We start from the raw sequence: 16141 nt of genomic DNA, 5'->3' as shown, positions 1-16141 counted from the left end.
AAGGTGCGTTAAACCCTAAATCTGCTTAACAGGAAAAACCTAACTTTATTATACACTAATGAAGAAAGGCTATGAAAATCAACATAAAGAAAATAACACTTAAAACCCTGAAATGGACAGGCATAACCATAGCGGTGATACTACTGCTGTTGTTTTTGATACCACTGTTGTTTCCGGGCAAGATAGAATCGGAGGTACGGAAGCTGGCCAACAAAAGCCTGGTTTCAAAACTCGATTTCAAGCACACACGGCTGTCGTTTTTTACGCACTTCCCATCGCTCACAGTATCTATGGAGGAAGTATCGCTTATGGGTTCGCCACCGTATGGCAACGACACACTGGTACGCGCAGGGCAAATATCATGCGGTATCAACCTGAAGCGGCTGATTTTTGACAACACTGTAAAAGTGGACGAGATATACGTAAGTGATGCCTATATAAATGTGCAGATAAGCACTAAAGGTGTGGCCAACTACAACGTGTACAAAAGCCCCGAAAAAGAAGACAAAAACGAACCGAAAAAACCAAGCGACCCCGAAGAAGGCACTGCCATACAACTGGACAAGGTAAAGTTTGAAGATTGCCATATTGTGTACAATGACCGTTCGGCTAAGATACTGGTCGATGCTCATGGCTTTAACTACCTCGGCAGGGGCGGCCTGAGTAAAGATGTATTCGACCTGGAAACCGATGCTAACATAGAATCGGTAGACCTGTACTATGACCGCGTAGCCTACCTGGAACGCAAGGAAGTACACGCCGACCTGATAACCCGCATCAATACCAATGCGCTTTCATTCATCCTTGAAAAGAACCAGCTGCGCATCAACGAACTGCCGCTGGAATTTACGGGCTTCTTTACCATACTGCGCGACGGTTATAAAATAGGCATAGATGCCGCCAGTAAAAACACTACCCTGAAAGACCTGTTCAGCATATTGCCCCCACCCTATCTCACCTGGATGGAAGACACCAAAATAAAGGGCGATGCCGACCTTCATTTCACGTTTAAAGGACGCTACAACGCCGCTGTGGGCCAGAAGCCCGACCTCGGCGTATCACTAAAGGTAGATAACGGCGCCATAGAATATAAGGGAGCACCCGCATCTGTTGAAGACCTGAATATCGACCTTGCTGCCATGCTGCCCGCACTGGACGTAAAACGACTGGCAGCCGATGTAAAGGCATTCGACTTTAAAGTGGGCGAAAAAGGTTTTTTCAGGGCACGGGTAAATACAAAAGGGACTGAGAACATTGCCGTAAGGGCCGACATAAAAAGCGCCCTCGACCTAGCCGAGCTGGATGCAGCACTCGGCCTGCCCGATGTAGACCTGAAGGGTACACTGCGCGCCGAACTTGCCGCGAGCGGGTTTTATAATGCCAACAAAAAGCTGCTGCCCCAAACCAAAGGCAACATAATCCTTAAAGACGGCTGGCTAAAAACCATACACTACCCTAACCCCATTAAGGACATTACTTTTGTGGCTACCATAGACAACCCTAAAGGCACTTATGAAGGGCTCAGGGTGGCGGTAACGCCTGCCAGTTTTGTGTTTGAAGGCAACCCTGTTTTTGTAAACGCGAGTATAGAAGACCTTAACGATGTGCTGTATAACGCCCGCATTAAGGGCGAGCTGAACGTGGGGCGTATCTATAAAGTATTTAAGCAGGAGGGTGTGGATGTTACCGGATACGTCAAAGCCGACCTGAGCCTTAAAGGCCGCCAAAGCTATGCCACTACCGGCCAGTACAGCAAACTGGACAACAAAGGCACGCTATTGCTAAAACACATAAAAGCCACAAGTGAATTGTTCCCTAAGGCATTTTTTATAGACGAAGGGTTGTTCCGTTTCCAAAATGAGAAAATGTGGTTTGAAAAGTTCGCTGCCAATTACGGTAAAAGCGATTTTGCCCTGAACGGTTATTTGCTGAATACCATTAATTATTTCATTGAACAGAAAGGTACGCTGCACGGGGAGTTCAACCTGAATTCCAAACTGATTAACGTAGACGAGTTTATGTCGCTTAAAGAGGGCGAAAACAAAGACCGCAAAACAGCTGTGGCCTACGCCAAAGAAGAAAACCCTAAAGTAAGCGGCGTGGTTGCCGTACCCCAAAATCTGGATGTATGGCTTACCGCCAATGCCGAAAAAGTGGAATACAACGGCCTGCTGGTACAGAACCTGAAAGGCAAGACCGGTATAAGCAAAGGGCAGATGTACCTGCAGGGTGCCAACTTTGAGATTATAGGCTGTAAAGTAGGTATTGATGCACGTTATGATGATGAGTCACCCGTTGCGGCCAACTTCGATGCGCATTTTACCGCCAAGGACTTTAGTGTGAAACGGGCATATGACGAAATACCCATGTTTCGTGAAATGGCTACAGCCGCGAGTAAAGCCGAGGGTATCATTTCACTGGATTATACTGTAAAAGGTGACCTTAATGGCGATATGGGGCCTATATACGAATCACTGGAGGGTGATGGCATTATTAACCTGCGTGATGTAAAAGTACAGGGATTAAAAATGTTTGGCGCCCTGAGCCAGAAAACCGGGCAGGACGGCCTGGACAATCCATCGTTTGAAGGCATTACCATAAAAAGCCACATCGACAATAACCTGATACATATAGATCCGTTTACGTTTAAGGTATCGCTGTTCCGCCCAACGATAAAAGGGACTACAAGCTTTAACGGCCTGCTGGATTTGCGTATACGTGTAGGATTGCCACCCGCAGGGCTTATAGGAGTTCCGGTTGTAGTGACAGGGACACACACGGATCCTAAGATTAAGGTTTTCAGTAAAACCGGTAAAACCATAGATGAGGCAATCTATAACGACAAAACCAATACTGTAGTACGGGAAGAAAAAGTAAAAAAAGCGAAGTAAGGTTATGCGGTGATTTGGTTATGTGGTAATTCGAACTAACCTGACATGTTACAACAACTAATATCTGTCGTTATTTCATGTGTAAAAACTTTTGACTTTAAACCTTTGACTTACGACTTACCCGTGGTATACGCGAGAGAACACAATTTGCCCATCCTTAACATCAAACACCTCAGCTACAGGCATGCTTTCCTCCCCTTCTACCTCGCGGATGTATTCTATAAATACACGGTCGGCATTAGCGGTAACGGTCAGCAGCTTATAAAACAGCGTAGGCAGCCTGTCATACGAACCTTGCCACCATTCGCGCAGTGCAGGACGGCCTTTTACAAGCCCATTGGTTTCCGGCTGTCGTATTTTCAGCTTTGGGCTAAAATGCCAGGCATCTTCAGCATACAGCCCTACCAGATGATCCAGGTCGTGGGCGTTAAAAGCATTAATCCATTCGTGGGCTATCTGTTCGGTGGTAAGCATTACTGTGCGTTTTTAAGGTTGATAACCTCCTGCTCTGTAAGGAAACGGTAATTACCGCGTGGCAGGTTCTTTTTGGTAAGCCCCGCAAACGATACGCGGTCTACTTTGGTTACATCATAACCGAAGTTTTCAAAAATAGCGCGTACTACCTTAACGTTTTGTGTGCGCAGTTTCAGGCCAATTTCGGTACGCGGCTGGTTGTCTATATAGCTTATTTCGTCTATAAACAGACGGTGGCCGTCAAGGGTAACGCCACCCTGTATTTTTTCAAAATCTTCCTGCTTCAGGTTGCGGGTAAGCGACACCTGATATATTTTAAACGACTTCTGTCCCGGCTGGCTGAACTTGCGTATCAGTTCGGCATCATTGGTAAACAGGATAAGGCCAATGGTATTTTTATCCATACGGCCTATCGGCTGTAGGTCGGCTTTACTGGCACCGCGTATCAGGTCAAACGCATTGCGTGAATCGCTCTCGCCCGTAGTAGAAAAACTCTTCGGCTTGTTCAGCAGCAGGTATTCTTTCTTCTCAGGGATAATGCGTACACCGTCAAATTCTACAAGGTCGGTTACCTTAACCTTATAACCCATTTCGGTAACCACTTCGCCATTCACCTTTACATTACCACTCTGGATATAAATATCGGCATCGCGGCGGCTGCACATACCACTATTGGATATGTACTTGTTAAGGCGCATTTCGTCCTTATCGGCCTGCGGCTTAGGGGCATTCTGTTTTGGTTCAAAGGGTTTCGGATTGCGGCCTTTTATAAACGCGGCCTTACGTACCGGTTTGCCTTCGCCGGGTTTGTTATCCCTGCGTTCAAACGGTTTGTGGTCGCCATCATTGCGCTTCTTGCCAAATCCTCCCTTGCCCGAAGCACCACCTCGCCTTTTATTCTCCATTGCGTGTAATAATTTTTGCAAAGATAGTTTTTTTTCAAGTCAAAAATGAGAAAGTATTAAGGAGGGATATTTTCAGTCGAAGCAGTAGGTTTCATTGAAGTAAGGCAAAAGGGATGAGACAAAAGTTTTAGCAGGTTTCAAAACCAGATTAACAGATTAACGAACCAACAAATTAACAATCAAACCTACCCAAGTAATTGCCTGCCATGCACCAATACCGTAGGTTCTATAAGCACTATACTGAATACCCCGGCTACAATAAGCCCTTTAAGCAGGTTGTGCAGCAGCAGGTAATCGGTTTTGCCGCCGGCATTCCAAAGGCGGTACATAAAGTAGATAATAACCAGCATACCGGCGTAGAAGTACACATCCATATAACCTACATCGTACACTTCTATAAGCATGTACACGGGGATTACGGTAAGAAATATAAGACCGGCAATGATGCGCTTAGCTGTTTCTTCGCCAAACATTACGGGTATGGTGCGGTAGTTGGCTGCCATATCCCCTACCAGGTTTTCCAGGTCTTTAATAAGCTCGCGGGTAAGAATAAGCAGGTACAGGAAAGTAGCATGGGCGAATATAGTACCCACATTTTCGTTCATAAAATAGGTACCCTCGTTATAGCGCGTTACATACATCAATATACCGAAGAACGGCAATACTGCGAGCAACGCCGCGGTAAGGTTGCCTATAAGCGGGTATTTTTTCAGTTTGTGCGAGTAGAACCAAATCAGGGAAATGTATACTGCAAAAAACACCACTGCCCTCCACGATACCATAAAGGCCAGCAATACCACTATGAAATTCAACACAAAGTATACCTGCAACTTGGTACCCTGACTCACCAGCCTGTCCAGCATGGACTTTTTGGGACGGTTGATTAAGTCCTTTTGGGCATCGTAAAAGTTATTGATGATATAGCCTGAAGCTATGGTAATGGATGATGCCAGCACTATAATGAACAGGTGGCCATCGAGCAATATATCGAGCGCACGGCGCTTGGTATCAAGTATAAATATGGCCGAAAGGTATTGTGCCAGTGCTATAACGGGTATGTTATAGCCACGCACTACCGAAAACAGGCTGAATATTTTCATCAGTACCAGTTTTACTTTTCTTGATGCCATAGTTGTTGTTAATGCTATTTACGGGTAGGGTTACGGACTGTAAATATAACAGTAAATCGGCAAAAAAAGTATAAACAACTCACAAAGCATTTTTATATTTGTAATACAACCATATGCCATGAAAACGATACTATACATTACAACAGTTTTGCTATTCGCCACTGCCTGTAAGCGAAATGACACACCAGAACAAGCAATAACAACTGATAGCAACGTTACAACTTCTGATACAGCTAACACAACTATCGAAGACATAACTGAAACCACAGACGCTAATAGTGATTACGCAACGTATTATGTGGTAATAGCTGATACTGCTCAGGATTATTACAACCTGCACCGCAGCATGTTGCAATTGCAAAAAAGCCTGCCTGCCACTATAGATACTATGGGCAGGTATTACAACAAAGCCAAAAACAAAATTGTATTGCCTGATGACGATGAAGACGAGATGTACGCAGGCGATTACTACCCAAGGCGTTATATAGGGCGTACATTAAGCCTTGAATATCTGAGCATGTATAAGGATAAGACCGACAGCACTACCATAGCACTGGTTACCGGGATTTATGAAACGAAAAAAAGTGCCGACAGCGCCTACTCTGTCCTGCAAAAGCACAGCAAAAAAGCTTTTGTACTGAAATCAGAAATTTATATGGGGTGTATGCATTAAAATTCAAAGATTTCAAAATTAGGGTAATAAAAAAACCTCAGCAGTGCTGAGGCTTATTCATATTTCTTTAAACTGTCAAAATCAATTTTTGCTATGATTTCGTTTGCAATCTCCAATTTGTTTGAAACGGTTTTTGGCAACGCATTGTCCAAAGTAGGTTCCTCAGCTATACCTTCTCCCCACCATTTTTCTCTGTTCTCTAATTGCGAACCACGCCGTTTGTATCTTATCTTTCCCATCATTTTCTTTTTATAAGAAATCCTGTAGCATTCATCAAGTTATTAAAATGCTCTGCAACTTCTCGACCATCAACATCTTTAACTATACCAAATATAAGAAATTTTTGAGACAATTCTTTTAAATTTAGAGATATTGCCATTCTATAAAGTCGTATTCTGGCAGGTGTAGTTCCAGTGAAGAAAACATAGACACTCGGATTTAAATTTGTAAATATAAACACCGCATTTACAACAGTAGCCAAAACTTTCTCTGTATCACCATTATTGCTTACAATAATGTCATCGACGATAAAATCACCTTCTTCAGTATCCCTTTTATCACCAAATCCAAGATTATAAACAAGCTCATTATCCGTTGGAGAAAAAATTATCACTTTTCGAATGGAAGAAATTCCAATGCTTGTAAATTCAAACCGGGTTACATTCGCATTCCAATCAAGCTTATACTTAGGATAATCCATACTACTGCACTACCTTCTTCATTTTACCGGTAAATTGCATCAGCATAAATGTGGTAAAGAAGAATACAATAATGCTTAGCAGTAATTGCAAACCTATACTGCCAAACTGGGCTGCTTTGTGTACGCCTGTATAGCGCGTAAAGCTAAGCGACACCCACAAATCAAGTAATAACTGTGACGGTATTATAAGCAGTACCAGCGAAAAGATTATCAGCAGTACTTTGTGCATGTACAGCTTTTTTATCCAAAGCAACTGGCTTAGTACAAAATAAAGCACCGGCCCGTAGAAGATAACCCAACCATAATTTTCCAGGTTACCACCCTGTATGCTCATACGCACACCATTTTCCTGCGGTTGTTGCAGTGCATAGAGGTTGTACATAAGCGGCATTTGCAGTATCAGGTTTAGTATACCTGCAAGGCGGACCGCCTGGCCCCCTTGCAAAACAAAAAGTTCTTTAAAGTGTATCCCCTTAAGATTGCTTGTTTTTATAATCGAAAACAAGGGTATTAAAATGCCAAACCCCATAAACAGTGACGTAAACAGGGTTTGTAGTATTGCTGTAATATTTAAATCGTTCATTGTAGAAAATTAAAACTGGTAAACCACCTCAACTTTGTGGCCTTTAAGGGCATCTTTAGCCCTGTCTATATCGGGTGCAAAACCAAGGATGTAACCACCACCGCCCGATCCGCATAGTTTCAGGTAGTAATCGTTAGTCTCAATACCTTTTTGCCACAGCTCATGGAAACCTTCCGGTATCATCGGTTTAAAGTTGTGGTATACGGTTTTGCTTAGTTGTTTTATATTGGCAAATAAACCTTTTGCATCGCCATTAAGGAAATCAGCTATGCAGGCATCGGTATATTTCAGGAATTCGTTCTTAATCATGGTACGGAAACCCTGGTCTTTAAGGCTTTCCATGAAAATCTGCACCATAGGGGCGGTTTCCTTTACAATACCCGAATCCAGCAAAAACACAGCGCCTTTACCTTCAAGGTTTTGCATTGGTATACCCGTAGCCTCTATGCTCTCAGCCGAATTGATAAGGATCGGGATGCTCAAGTAGCTGTTCAGAGGATCAAGTCCGCTGCTGGCACCATGGAAATAACTTTCCATACGTCCCAGAATTTTTTTCAGCTTCAGGAGTTTTTCCTGTGTAAGGTTTTCCAGAACGGTGATTTTATCCTTGGCATACTGGTCGTAGATGGCTGCAACCAAGGCCCCACTGCTGCCTATGCCATAGCCCTGCGGAATGCTGCTGTCAAAATACATACCTGCTTCGGCATCACGCTTCAGTGCTTCGATATCGAAAGTAACCAACTCCGGTTCTTCGGTTTGCAGTTTTTCCAGATAGGTTGTAAAGCGGCGTAAGCTGGCGTTACTTTTTAGTGCCTCAGGAGTATCGGTATCGTTTAGTTTGAGCCCGCCGTTATAAAAATTATACGGTATGGCCAATCCTTTAGAACCTTTGTTAATACCATGCTCACCAAAGAGTAGTATTTTTGAATAAAAGAGAGGACCTTTCATTATGTGTTGATTGCTATCTAATTTCGATGTAAATGTACGTATTTTTTTGACACACAGGTTTTACATAACAAATCTTTATGCAAGAGCCTCTGCACCGTTACCCACCTGGTCTTCAATATACTGCCCGTTTTGGCAAAATACAGCCAAATCATTTGCTATAAATTGTAGCACCTCCGCTTTATTTGCCTCAGGATACAGCACGTGTACATTGGCTCCCGCATCAAGCGTAAAGCATACCGGCACGCCCGTTTCGGCACGGAACTCCCATATTTTATTGATAATCTGCAGCGTATTTGGCTTCATAAGAATGAAGTACGGGTTACTGGTCATCATCATGGCATGCAGGGTTAGCGCCTCACTTTCGGTGATTTTTATGAAGGTTTCAACATCTCCGGTAGCCAAAGCCTGCTTTATAGCAGTAAGGTTTTCATGTGCCTGTGCAAAACGCCTTTCGGCAAACGGGTGCCCGTGCATCAGGTCGTGCCCCAGGGTACTGCTTACTTGTTTTTCGCCTTTATCCACCAAAAGGATAGTGTCCTGATAGGTTGTAAAAACAGCTGCCACACCGGTATACTCCACACCATAAAGGTCGGTACTACCAGCAGTTTCTGCATGCTCGCCCCAAATCACTACACTACCACTAACACTGCGGCAGGCACTCCCACTACCCAAACGCGCCAGGAACGAAGCCTTTTGGTTAAAATACTCATGCGTCATACCCGGGTTTAGCAGGCGCTCCAGGCTCATTAGGTTTACGGCCAGCGCCGCCATACCCGAAGCCGACGAAGCTATGCCGCTGCTGTGCGGGAAGGTATTACTTGTATCTATACTGAAATGGTATTGCGAAAGGAACGGCAGGTATTCCCTTATGCGCTCAAAGAACTTTTCTATCTTAGGGCGGAAACTTTCCTTTGGCTGCCCTTCAAAAAGCAGGTCGAACGAAAATGCGCCGTTGTCTTCCTTCTTTTCAAAAGCCAGTGTGGTTATGGTCTTACAGTTGTTCAGCGTAAGGCTTATGCTGGGGTTGGCCGGTATCTGGTTGGCCTTTTTGCCCCAGTATTTTACAAGGGCTATATTGCTGGGTGCGCTCCACGAAAAGCTGCCTTTATCGACAGTATCTGTGTACGGTTGCGGTATAAAATCCTGTACGGATGCCATGTTTCTTTTTTTGAGGGTGTAAAGATACATTTTAAGTTTCTAAAGTCTGAAAGTCGAAAGTTTTTAAAGTTGTGGCTACAGTTGCGGTTTTTAGAATTATTAATAACAAAAAACTATATTTGATAATCAACTAAAACCAAGCGATTATGAAGTGCTACCCTGTCTTAGTTATTTTGCTATTCTTTTTAGCAAGTTGCTCCCCCGAAAAAGAAGGAAAAAAATTCTTCCCTTACGACAAAATCGACTATTACAACATTCAAATTACCGACGATGAAGTGAGGACTTCTTATAACAGAAGAAATGAATCTGAACTCGATTCCTTAAAAATCAAAGTACTACTCGATGAGACTCCAAAAGGCATAAATGACACATTACCCATAGCAAAACTTGTTGATTTAGGCTATAAAAAAGCAAATATCCCTCAAAAATATTTTAAGGCTATAGATAGCATTTTTACAGAGAAAAAAGTTGATAATGCAGAATTCTCGGGCTGCGAATATATCTACCGCGATATAATGGTTTTTAGTAAAAAAGGAAGGATTACCGGCATTGCAAAAATTTGTTTTAGTTGTGGTGGCCATCATATTGTGGGAACTAACGCAGACACAGGATATTTTGGCCAAAATGGAGACTACTCCAAATTAGAGCATCTGTTAAAGACAGACATTGAAGAACACCAGTAGTTTTTAGCATCCTTATTTATTCTTCAGTCAACCCACCGAAAACAGAATAACCATATCACTTCATCAACACATCCGCCAAAAAAGTATCTTTGTAAAAAAACAAGCCGATGCATTACCTAAAAATTATTGCAGCCTCACTACTATTTGCCTCACTGCCGGTAGCCCAGGAGCCTTTGCCAGCCGAAATAAAATTTGAGGGCAAACAAAAAGAAGTGCTTAAATGGGACGATACCGAAGGCAAGCACCTGTTGCTACTTACAGAAACCGGCGGACACGTAAATAAAAAATTCAAACATGAAAATGAAGGCAGCGATTCAGAGCTTTTTGCCTACCATTACCTTTACAACACATCGACAAAAAAATACGCGCAGGCCTGGAAGGTGTACGACTATATAAACGACTGCATTGCAGACATGAACGTAGGCTTTCTGCCAAAAGCCGCCACGCATACCGACCTTAACAAAAACGGCATCCCCGAAATCTGGGTGGTATACCAGGTACAATGCACCGGCGATGTATCTCCACCGGAAATGAAGATAATTATGTACGAAGGCAATGCCAAACATGCCGTACGGGGTACATGTGCCCTTATGATAGGCAGCAAAATACAGGAAAAAGGCCATTATCAGTTTGACAAAGCATTTAATGCTGCCGACCCCGCCATTAAGGATTTTGCCAAAAAACTTTGGAATAAACACGAGGTATTTAAGGTGGGTTAACCATATACTTTAACATTGCATAACCATGAATAAAACAATGAAAATACTGGTAATGGTAGCCACTACTGTTACCCTCGGATATATAGCGGGCACGGTAACGCAAAGCAGCGTAAATACCTGGTACCCTAACCTGAACAAACCATCGTTTACTCCGCCCAATGCCGTATTCCCCATTGCGTGGACTACGCTGTATATACTTATGGGTGTGGCTGCCGGTTTGGTTTGGGCACGTATGGATTTTGAGCGTGAGGAAGTACGCAAAGGACTTAAGTTCTTTGCTATACAGTTTGCCCTGAACATGCTGTGGAGTTACCTGTTCTTCGGGTTGAAGAACCCGCTTGTAGCACTCGTTGAAATTGTTTTGCTATGGCTTATGATATACGAAACCTGGTTCATTTTCAAAAAAATAGACAAAATAGCCGGCATGCTTATGGTGCCTTACCTGTTGTGGGTTACGTATGCTACTGCATTAAACGGGGCTATTTGGTGGCTTAATCGTTAATTTGGTTAAGCACACCTATTCGTAATTCGTAACTGAAAATTCTCAATTCTAAACCCCCACACTCCTGTTGAGTTCGGCATTACCGGTAGTATATACATTTTCTACAGGTACCTGCAACAGTCCTGCCGGGTTGTTTTGCAAAAAGGCGTATTGCTCTTTCGCAAAATCGGTTACGTCTTCTATACGTTTTACGTAGTTTTTCCCAAAGTTTTCTAATACAGCGTCCTTAAGTCCAAGCTGTATGGCACGGCGTTCTATTTTATTACCAAAAGGGTCGTGCTCAGGATCCCACTGCAGGCGTACCGGCTTCATAGCAAGTGCCTGCCGCCATGCCTCATGGCTTTCATAATATTCTGCTTTAAAGCTTGAAAAAGCTGCCCGCTCCAGTATCGCATTAAAATCATCTTTATGGAGCCACAACGCCAGTACGCGTTCCTGGTTTTCCTTGGCAGCCCAACCGCAACGGTACATCATCCACAAAAAATTCGGTTTTATCCACGACATGCGGGTATAGCTAAATGCATCGCCCCCCAGGTATTGGTTCTCTATTGCAAAATCTGCTATACGGTGGTTGTACGCCTGGTACACTACCACCATATCATCCTGGCTGTGCAGGGTAATGTGCTGGCCCGTTTTTGGTAAACGGGCCAGGCTTTCTTTGTATGTTTCTGTTTTAATTTTCATTTTTAAATAATTTACTCTGATAAAGCCCCCAACGAACCTACAAGGTTTTTAAACCTTGCAGGAGACTGAGAACTGCGACTGAAAACTACCCCAGCACCCTCGCCCGTATCTCAGCCAGCGACTGGTCTATGAGCAACTTACCATCGCGGAATACTTCTTTCAGTTCGCCGGTTTTTTCCTCATCCCAACTCACTTGGTCTATAAGCGTATAAGTACCGTTTTCTTTTACAATTTTCATAAGCCCTTTAGCCGATTTCTTGGTACCGTCATCGGTTATTGGGTCTTTAAATATTTCGCGGCCTTCCCCGTTTACCTCCCCGTAGGTAGCTTTCATGGCAAAGCCAAAAGTATCACGGGTGTTGTACTGGTAGGTGTACGAACCGATACCCAACACCACATTAGTACTTGCAAAACCCTTTTGCTTCAGGCGTTCACATATACGGGTGGCGCGGTCCATGTTAATACTATCACCATAAATAGCACCTATTTGCGGGATAAGCTCTTTGTAACCCTTGTTATTAACGCTGCCGCCAAAAGTATCCCAAAGCAGTTCCACTACACCTTTGCGTTCGGCTTCGGTAGTACCGTTAGGGTTGCCACACAGTATATCTACCGGGTCGCCACTGTCGGGGCGAATAACTACCTTACCATCACGGTTTGCTATGGTGTCTTTCAGGCGTGGCAGGTAATCGGTAAGTACTTTCCACAAATCCCAAGTGTCCGACACTATACTTACAATACCCTTAGGGTAAATATCGCAAATCAGCCTTTTAAAGGTTTCAAACTCACCTTCGGTAGTACCCATACACATTACTGAGTGCTCAGTAGCTGCAACAGAGCCTCCCACCAGTTCGGTGTCGCTGTTAGCATTGTAATATTCCTCCAGGAAGTCGATAGCCGGTATGGTATCGGTACCTGTAAAGCTAAGCAGGTGGGCCGCCGCCGAGGTTACCGCCGCATCGATACCGCCCATGCCACGCATACTGAAGTCGTGTCCCTGCCAGTTTACAAACTCGGGTACACTCGACGTTTCAGCAGCATAAGCATCTAATAATGTACGGTAACGTTTAGCCAAGGTAGCCGAGGTACACGGCAGCCATACCACAGCCGACAACAGGGTTTCGAAATAATTGGTCAGCCAGAAGAACTCCGGCAGGGTGTTGTACATGGTAAACATGGGTACACGCATGGGCACAGCGCTGCCTTCGGGCAGGGCTTTAAACACCATAGGGATATATCCCAAATCGTGCAGGGCTGCTATATGGGCAGTGCCTACGTTGTTCTCGCCAAGATAGTTGTTTATACGGCGGGCGTAGCGTGCCACCACCTCATCTTTCGGACGACTGAAGAAACTATGCTCAAACTCTTCTATAATATATTTTTTGATGAAGTATTGCAGCCCGAAGAATACTACCTCTTCTACCCCTTCAATACGTGATTTACGGGGCGTCCAGTTGCTGTACACGAGGGTGGTATTATCAGGATATTGGCGGCGGTGGTCGGTTTTATAACCGTCTGTTAATAGTAGCGGATTCATAATTGGTAATTTTAATGTTGATAAAATGGTTGGGTGGTGTATAATTGGGTGGTTAGGTATATTTTACAATTGAATTTTAAACTGTTTTATAATATCATTTTCTTCAATATCGCGGAATGAGTTGGTTGTAAATACCTTCTCAAACCTTCCGGCAAACACCTCAAACCCTTTGCTGAAAATGCCGTGGCTTACGGCAAGGTACAGTTTGCCTGCGTTTTTTTCTTTCAATGCATCGGCTATGCCCGCAAAAGTGCCGCCGCCGTCGCAAATATCATCCACAATCAGCATATCAGCACCTTTAAGATCGTCTTCATATACGCGGAAACCTGCCAGCCTGCCGGTTTTCACATCGCGGTGCTTGCCGCATTCTACTACATGTGCACCATCAAGGTACTCACTAAGCTTGTAGATTTTTTTCAGGGCACCGGCATCGGGCGAAGCCAGTGCTACGTTACCCACTTCCTCAAGCACCTGGGCTATAAAGCTGTGGTTTGGTATTACGGTAACGTTATTCAGCAATGCAGGGGCCACATCGCTGTGTACGTCAAAAATTATAACTTCATCAAAACCCAGGCTGTTAATGATGTCTGCGTAGACTTTTGCAGTAAGCGGTTCACCGGGTATCATCACCCTGTCCTGCCTTGCGCCGGGCATGTATGGCACAAACAAGCTGATACTTTTCACACCCATGCGTTTCAGGGCATCGGTAGCCACACACACTTCGCCCAGCGCATTAAAGCTGCTCAGCCTGTGGGTAATGGTTACGTTTTGGTGTATATCAAAACCTTCTTCTATTTTTATATGGGGTTCGCCACCATAAAAGGTGAAACTTTTGTGCGTAAGGCCTGCTTTGCCAAACGGGGTAAATGCAGGGTCAAGGTTGAGGCTTATCATAACTTAAAGTATTTTGCGTTATTCTTACACAAATGTAAAAGATAAAATTAACCCACAAAATATTTTGCGTAATTTTTACACAAACTTTATTTCGAAATAAATACCCTCATCAGACAATTGACTGTATTTCTGCTTATTAAATCTAAAATATTTCCCGGGACGGCCGCCTTTTTTTTCTGAAACACGGTCTGTTTCTTCTATAAAACCAAAACTCATAAGCTTCTTACGGAAATTTCGGCGGTCTATTTCCTTCTGCAAAATAGTGCAATACAGGTTTTCAAGGTCAGAAAACAGGAAATATTCAGGCAACAGGTCAAAGCCCACGGGCTGGTAAGTGAGCTTGGCACGCAGGCGTTCTAATGCGGTTTGCAGTATCAGGTTGTGGTCAAAGGCAAGTTGCGGAACAGCATCAGCGGCAAACCATTGTACCTTATCAGCATCGGTATCGGCCTTAACCGTAGTTTTGGAAGAATCTATAAGTGCAAAATACGCCACCGATATTACACGGTTGCGGGAGTCGCGTTTTGTATCATCACCAAAGGTGTAGAGCTGCTCCATGTAGTTTACAGTTACATTGGTTTCCTCCATAAGCTCGCGTTTTACAGCATCCAGAAGCGGTTCGTTATCCTGAACCAGCCCGCCCGGAAGCGCCCAGTACGGTTCCTGACCGTTAAATTTCTGCTGTATAAGCAGTACGTAAAGTTTGCCCCCGGTATAGCCGAATACCACGGCATCTACCGCTATGCGGATGTTTTGCAGCATTGTTTTGCGTATTGATTACACAAAGATACAAAAAAGGGAAGAGCCGCCCTAAAGCAGCTCTTCCCAACCTAAAATTACAACTACGAATTAATTCTTTATCATAACAAACCAATCCCACTCTTCGGGATTGCCAAAGCCCACACTCGGTGTGTACAGGTACAGGCGTACCTTAGCATCGGGATTGGCCTGGCGGTAATCTTTTACCGCCTGCAGGTTGTCTATGGCATTCCATATACCTGCATAATCTATGGTTTCGGGATAGTACGAAAACTCGTCGTACTGCACGGTTTCAAAACCTGAAGCGTCGGGTTGCGCCACTTCGCTTGCTATGGTTTCAAACTCCGACGGAGCATCAAATTGTTGCGGATAGGTCATTTCGCCAAGTCCCATCCAGATGATGTCACCCGCAAAAATGGGCTGGCCCGTTTCCTGGTAAGACAGCTTAATGCTACCGAAATCGCCCGCCGGGTGGTATTCTGTGCCAATGGTAAAGGTTTCCGCTTCGGAAAACTCCAGCTCCTTACCGCCTTCAAAGGCATTGGTAAGCAGGTCTACTTTAAGCAACAGTACTTTATTTCCGTTTGCGGCGTCATTTTCTACAGGCTGGGCGCTATCGCTTGCGCAAGATGCAAAGGCAGCTGCCAGCATAAGTGTGATTAGTTTTTTCATGATGATTGATGATTATTTATCTTATAGATGTTAAAAACCTAAAAGGGTTGCTTCAGGTTTTGCAAAAAATTTGCATTGTACCATCCAAACCCCGTTTTGTACGTTTTAAGCAGATAATAATTTAACATACAGTGCTGTTATTTATCTTTGCCAAAAAAGTTAAATGTTACACCTGCCACGCAACCAAAACGGGGTGTACTGCATCTACTAAGTGTTAATTAATGATCAA

18 protein-coding genes are annotated in these 16141 nt (G+C 43.9%); 5 read left to right on the top strand and 13 right to left on the bottom strand.

Translation table 11 applies throughout. The annotated features are described in order from the left end of the window. Window positions 1-71 precede the first annotated feature (71 nt). Window positions 72-2891, top strand: coding sequence for an AsmA family protein (locus ACZIX4_RS19375; RefSeq protein ID WP_463337308.1), 2820 nt, complete (start codon window positions 72-74; stop codon window positions 2889-2891). A 117-nt stretch (window positions 2892-3008) separates the two neighbouring features. Here ACZIX4_RS19375 and ACZIX4_RS19370 read toward each other — a convergent pair whose 3' ends face one another. The 3 genes from ACZIX4_RS19370 to ACZIX4_RS19360 form a co-directional block, all read right to left on the bottom strand. Next, a complete protein-coding gene (locus tag ACZIX4_RS19370; RefSeq protein ID WP_463337307.1) occupies window positions 3009-3365 on the bottom strand; it encodes a nuclear transport factor 2 family protein in 357 nt (118 codons plus the stop codon). After that, the gene (locus ACZIX4_RS19365) at window positions 3365-4270 is read right to left on the bottom strand and encodes a pseudouridine synthase (RefSeq protein WP_463337306.1); all 906 of its coding nucleotides are present in this window, start codon (window positions 4268-4270) and stop codon (window positions 3365-3367) included. The genes ACZIX4_RS19370 and ACZIX4_RS19365 overlap by 1 nt, the downstream gene beginning before the upstream one ends. Window positions 4271-4455: 185 nt before the next feature. Further along, window positions 4456-5400 (bottom strand): geranylgeranylglycerol-phosphate geranylgeranyltransferase, encoded by a 945-nt coding sequence (locus ACZIX4_RS19360; protein WP_463337305.1) that lies wholly within the window; start codon window positions 5398-5400, stop codon window positions 4456-4458. Between the two features lie 118 nt (window positions 5401-5518). Between ACZIX4_RS19360 and ACZIX4_RS19355 the strand changes: the two genes are divergently transcribed. Beyond that, window positions 5519-6073, top strand: a complete 555-nt coding sequence (locus ACZIX4_RS19355) for a hypothetical protein (protein WP_463337304.1) — start codon at window positions 5519-5521, stop codon at window positions 6071-6073. Window positions 6074-6126: 53 nt separating this feature from the next. On the opposite strand, the gene ACZIX4_RS19350 is transcribed toward ACZIX4_RS19355, so the two are convergent. The 5 genes from ACZIX4_RS19350 to mvaD form a co-directional block, all read right to left on the bottom strand. After that, window positions 6127-6312 (bottom strand): hypothetical protein, encoded by a 186-nt coding sequence (locus ACZIX4_RS19350; protein WP_463337303.1) that lies wholly within the window; start codon window positions 6310-6312, stop codon window positions 6127-6129. Then, a complete protein-coding gene (locus ACZIX4_RS19345) occupies window positions 6312-6773 on the bottom strand; it encodes a DUF6934 family protein (RefSeq protein ID WP_463337302.1) in 462 nt (153 codons plus the stop codon). The genes ACZIX4_RS19350 and ACZIX4_RS19345 overlap by 1 nt, the downstream gene beginning before the upstream one ends. 1 nt (window position 6774) lies before the next feature. Beyond that, complete coding sequence (locus tag ACZIX4_RS19340; protein ID WP_463337301.1) at window positions 6775-7356, bottom strand: hypothetical protein; 582 nt, start codon at window positions 7354-7356, stop codon at window positions 6775-6777. A 9-nt stretch (window positions 7357-7365) separates the two neighbouring features. Next, window positions 7366-8304 (bottom strand): mevalonate kinase family protein, encoded by a 939-nt coding sequence (locus ACZIX4_RS19335; RefSeq protein WP_463337300.1) that lies wholly within the window; start codon window positions 8302-8304, stop codon window positions 7366-7368. Window positions 8305-8379: 75 nt separating this feature from the next. Beyond that, window positions 8380-9462 carry a diphosphomevalonate decarboxylase gene (gene mvaD, locus ACZIX4_RS19330; RefSeq protein WP_463337299.1) on the bottom strand — a complete coding sequence of 361 codons (1083 nt, stop codon included), beginning with the start codon at window positions 9460-9462 and terminating at the stop codon, window positions 8380-8382. A gap of 146 nt (window positions 9463-9608) precedes the next feature. Here mvaD and ACZIX4_RS19325 point away from each other — a divergent pair, with 146 nt between their 5' ends. From ACZIX4_RS19325 to ACZIX4_RS19315, 3 genes are all read left to right on the top strand, one after another. Beyond that, window positions 9609-10145 carry a hypothetical protein gene (locus ACZIX4_RS19325; RefSeq protein WP_463337298.1) on the top strand — a complete coding sequence of 179 codons (537 nt, stop codon included), beginning with the start codon at window positions 9609-9611 and terminating at the stop codon, window positions 10143-10145. Window positions 10146-10252: 107 nt separating this feature from the next. Continuing rightward, a complete protein-coding gene (locus ACZIX4_RS19320) occupies window positions 10253-10864 on the top strand; it encodes a M949_RS01915 family surface polysaccharide biosynthesis protein (RefSeq protein WP_463337297.1) in 612 nt (203 codons plus the stop codon). Window positions 10865-10889: 25 nt separating this feature from the next. Then, window positions 10890-11366: a TspO/MBR family protein gene (locus ACZIX4_RS19315; protein ID WP_463337296.1), complete on the top strand. Its 477-nt coding sequence runs from the start codon at window positions 10890-10892 to the stop codon at window positions 11364-11366. A 48-nt stretch (window positions 11367-11414) separates the two neighbouring features. Here the strand turns inward: ACZIX4_RS19315 and ACZIX4_RS19310 are convergent, their stop codons facing one another. The 5 genes from ACZIX4_RS19310 to ACZIX4_RS19290 all read right to left on the bottom strand — a co-directional run bounded on the left by ACZIX4_RS19310 (window position 11415) and on the right by ACZIX4_RS19290 (window position 15912). Next, on the bottom strand, window positions 11415-12050 hold the full coding sequence (locus ACZIX4_RS19310; RefSeq protein WP_463337295.1) for a DUF4291 domain-containing protein: 636 nt from the start codon (window positions 12048-12050) through the stop codon (window positions 11415-11417). 85 nt (window positions 12051-12135) lie between these two features. Next, window positions 12136-13587 (bottom strand): nicotinate phosphoribosyltransferase, encoded by a 1452-nt coding sequence (locus ACZIX4_RS19305; RefSeq protein WP_463337294.1) that lies wholly within the window; start codon window positions 13585-13587, stop codon window positions 12136-12138. Between the two features lie 63 nt (window positions 13588-13650). Next, complete coding sequence (prs, locus tag ACZIX4_RS19300) at window positions 13651-14481, bottom strand: ribose-phosphate diphosphokinase (RefSeq protein ID WP_463337293.1); 831 nt, start codon at window positions 14479-14481, stop codon at window positions 13651-13653. A 75-nt stretch (window positions 14482-14556) separates the two neighbouring features. Further along, window positions 14557-15243 (bottom strand): NUDIX hydrolase, encoded by a 687-nt coding sequence (locus tag ACZIX4_RS19295; protein WP_463337292.1) that lies wholly within the window; start codon window positions 15241-15243, stop codon window positions 14557-14559. 87 nt (window positions 15244-15330) lie between these two features. Then, complete coding sequence (locus ACZIX4_RS19290) at window positions 15331-15912, bottom strand: hypothetical protein (RefSeq protein ID WP_463337291.1); 582 nt, start codon at window positions 15910-15912, stop codon at window positions 15331-15333. Window positions 15913-16141: the final 229 nt, after the last annotated feature.

This window comes from Flavobacterium niveum, assembly GCF_055231775.1.
Note: the sequence above shows the minus strand (reverse complement) of the source record. Positions and strands in the feature narration are given on the sequence as shown.

What these genes read in the sequence shown, in the direction of transcription:
- ACZIX4_RS19290 (WP_463337291.1), bottom strand. Translation starts at nt 15,912, where the DNA reads ATGAAAAAACTAATCACACTTATGCTGGCAGCTGCCTTTGCATCTTGC.
- ACZIX4_RS19355 (WP_463337304.1), top strand. Translation starts at nt 5,519, where the DNA reads ATGAAAACGATACTATACATTACAACAGTTTTGCTATTCGCCACTGCC.
- ACZIX4_RS19345 (WP_463337302.1), bottom strand. Translation starts at nt 6,773, where the DNA reads ATGGATTATCCTAAGTATAAGCTTGATTGGAATGCGAATGTAACCCGG.
- ACZIX4_RS19350 (WP_463337303.1), bottom strand. Translation starts at nt 6,312, where the DNA reads ATGGGAAAGATAAGATACAAACGGCGTGGTTCGCAATTAGAGAACAGA.
- ACZIX4_RS19315 (WP_463337296.1), top strand. Translation starts at nt 10,890, where the DNA reads ATGAATAAAACAATGAAAATACTGGTAATGGTAGCCACTACTGTTACC.
- ACZIX4_RS19320 (WP_463337297.1), top strand. Translation starts at nt 10,253, where the DNA reads ATGCATTACCTAAAAATTATTGCAGCCTCACTACTATTTGCCTCACTG.
- ACZIX4_RS19365 (WP_463337306.1), bottom strand. Translation starts at nt 4,270, where the DNA reads ATGGAGAATAAAAGGCGAGGTGGTGCTTCGGGCAAGGGAGGATTTGGC.
- ACZIX4_RS19370 (WP_463337307.1), bottom strand. Translation starts at nt 3,365, where the DNA reads ATGCTTACCACCGAACAGATAGCCCACGAATGGATTAATGCTTTTAAC.
- prs (WP_463337293.1), bottom strand. Translation starts at nt 14,481, where the DNA reads ATGATAAGCCTCAACCTTGACCCTGCATTTACCCCGTTTGGCAAAGCA.
- ACZIX4_RS19375 (WP_463337308.1), top strand. Translation starts at nt 72, where the DNA reads ATGAAAATCAACATAAAGAAAATAACACTTAAAACCCTGAAATGGACA.
- ACZIX4_RS19305 (WP_463337294.1), bottom strand. Translation starts at nt 13,587, where the DNA reads ATGAATCCGCTACTATTAACAGACGGTTATAAAACCGACCACCGCCGC.
- ACZIX4_RS19335 (WP_463337300.1), bottom strand. Translation starts at nt 8,304, where the DNA reads ATGAAAGGTCCTCTCTTTTATTCAAAAATACTACTCTTTGGTGAGCAT.
- ACZIX4_RS19295 (WP_463337292.1), bottom strand. Translation starts at nt 15,243, where the DNA reads ATGCTGCAAAACATCCGCATAGCGGTAGATGCCGTGGTATTCGGCTAT.
- mvaD (WP_463337299.1), bottom strand. Translation starts at nt 9,462, where the DNA reads ATGGCATCCGTACAGGATTTTATACCGCAACCGTACACAGATACTGTC.
- ACZIX4_RS19340 (WP_463337301.1), bottom strand. Translation starts at nt 7,356, where the DNA reads ATGAACGATTTAAATATTACAGCAATACTACAAACCCTGTTTACGTCA.
- ACZIX4_RS19310 (WP_463337295.1), bottom strand. Translation starts at nt 12,050, where the DNA reads ATGAAAATTAAAACAGAAACATACAAAGAAAGCCTGGCCCGTTTACCA.
- ACZIX4_RS19360 (WP_463337305.1), bottom strand. Translation starts at nt 5,400, where the DNA reads ATGGCATCAAGAAAAGTAAAACTGGTACTGATGAAAATATTCAGCCTG.
- ACZIX4_RS19325 (WP_463337298.1), top strand. Translation starts at nt 9,609, where the DNA reads ATGAAGTGCTACCCTGTCTTAGTTATTTTGCTATTCTTTTTAGCAAGT.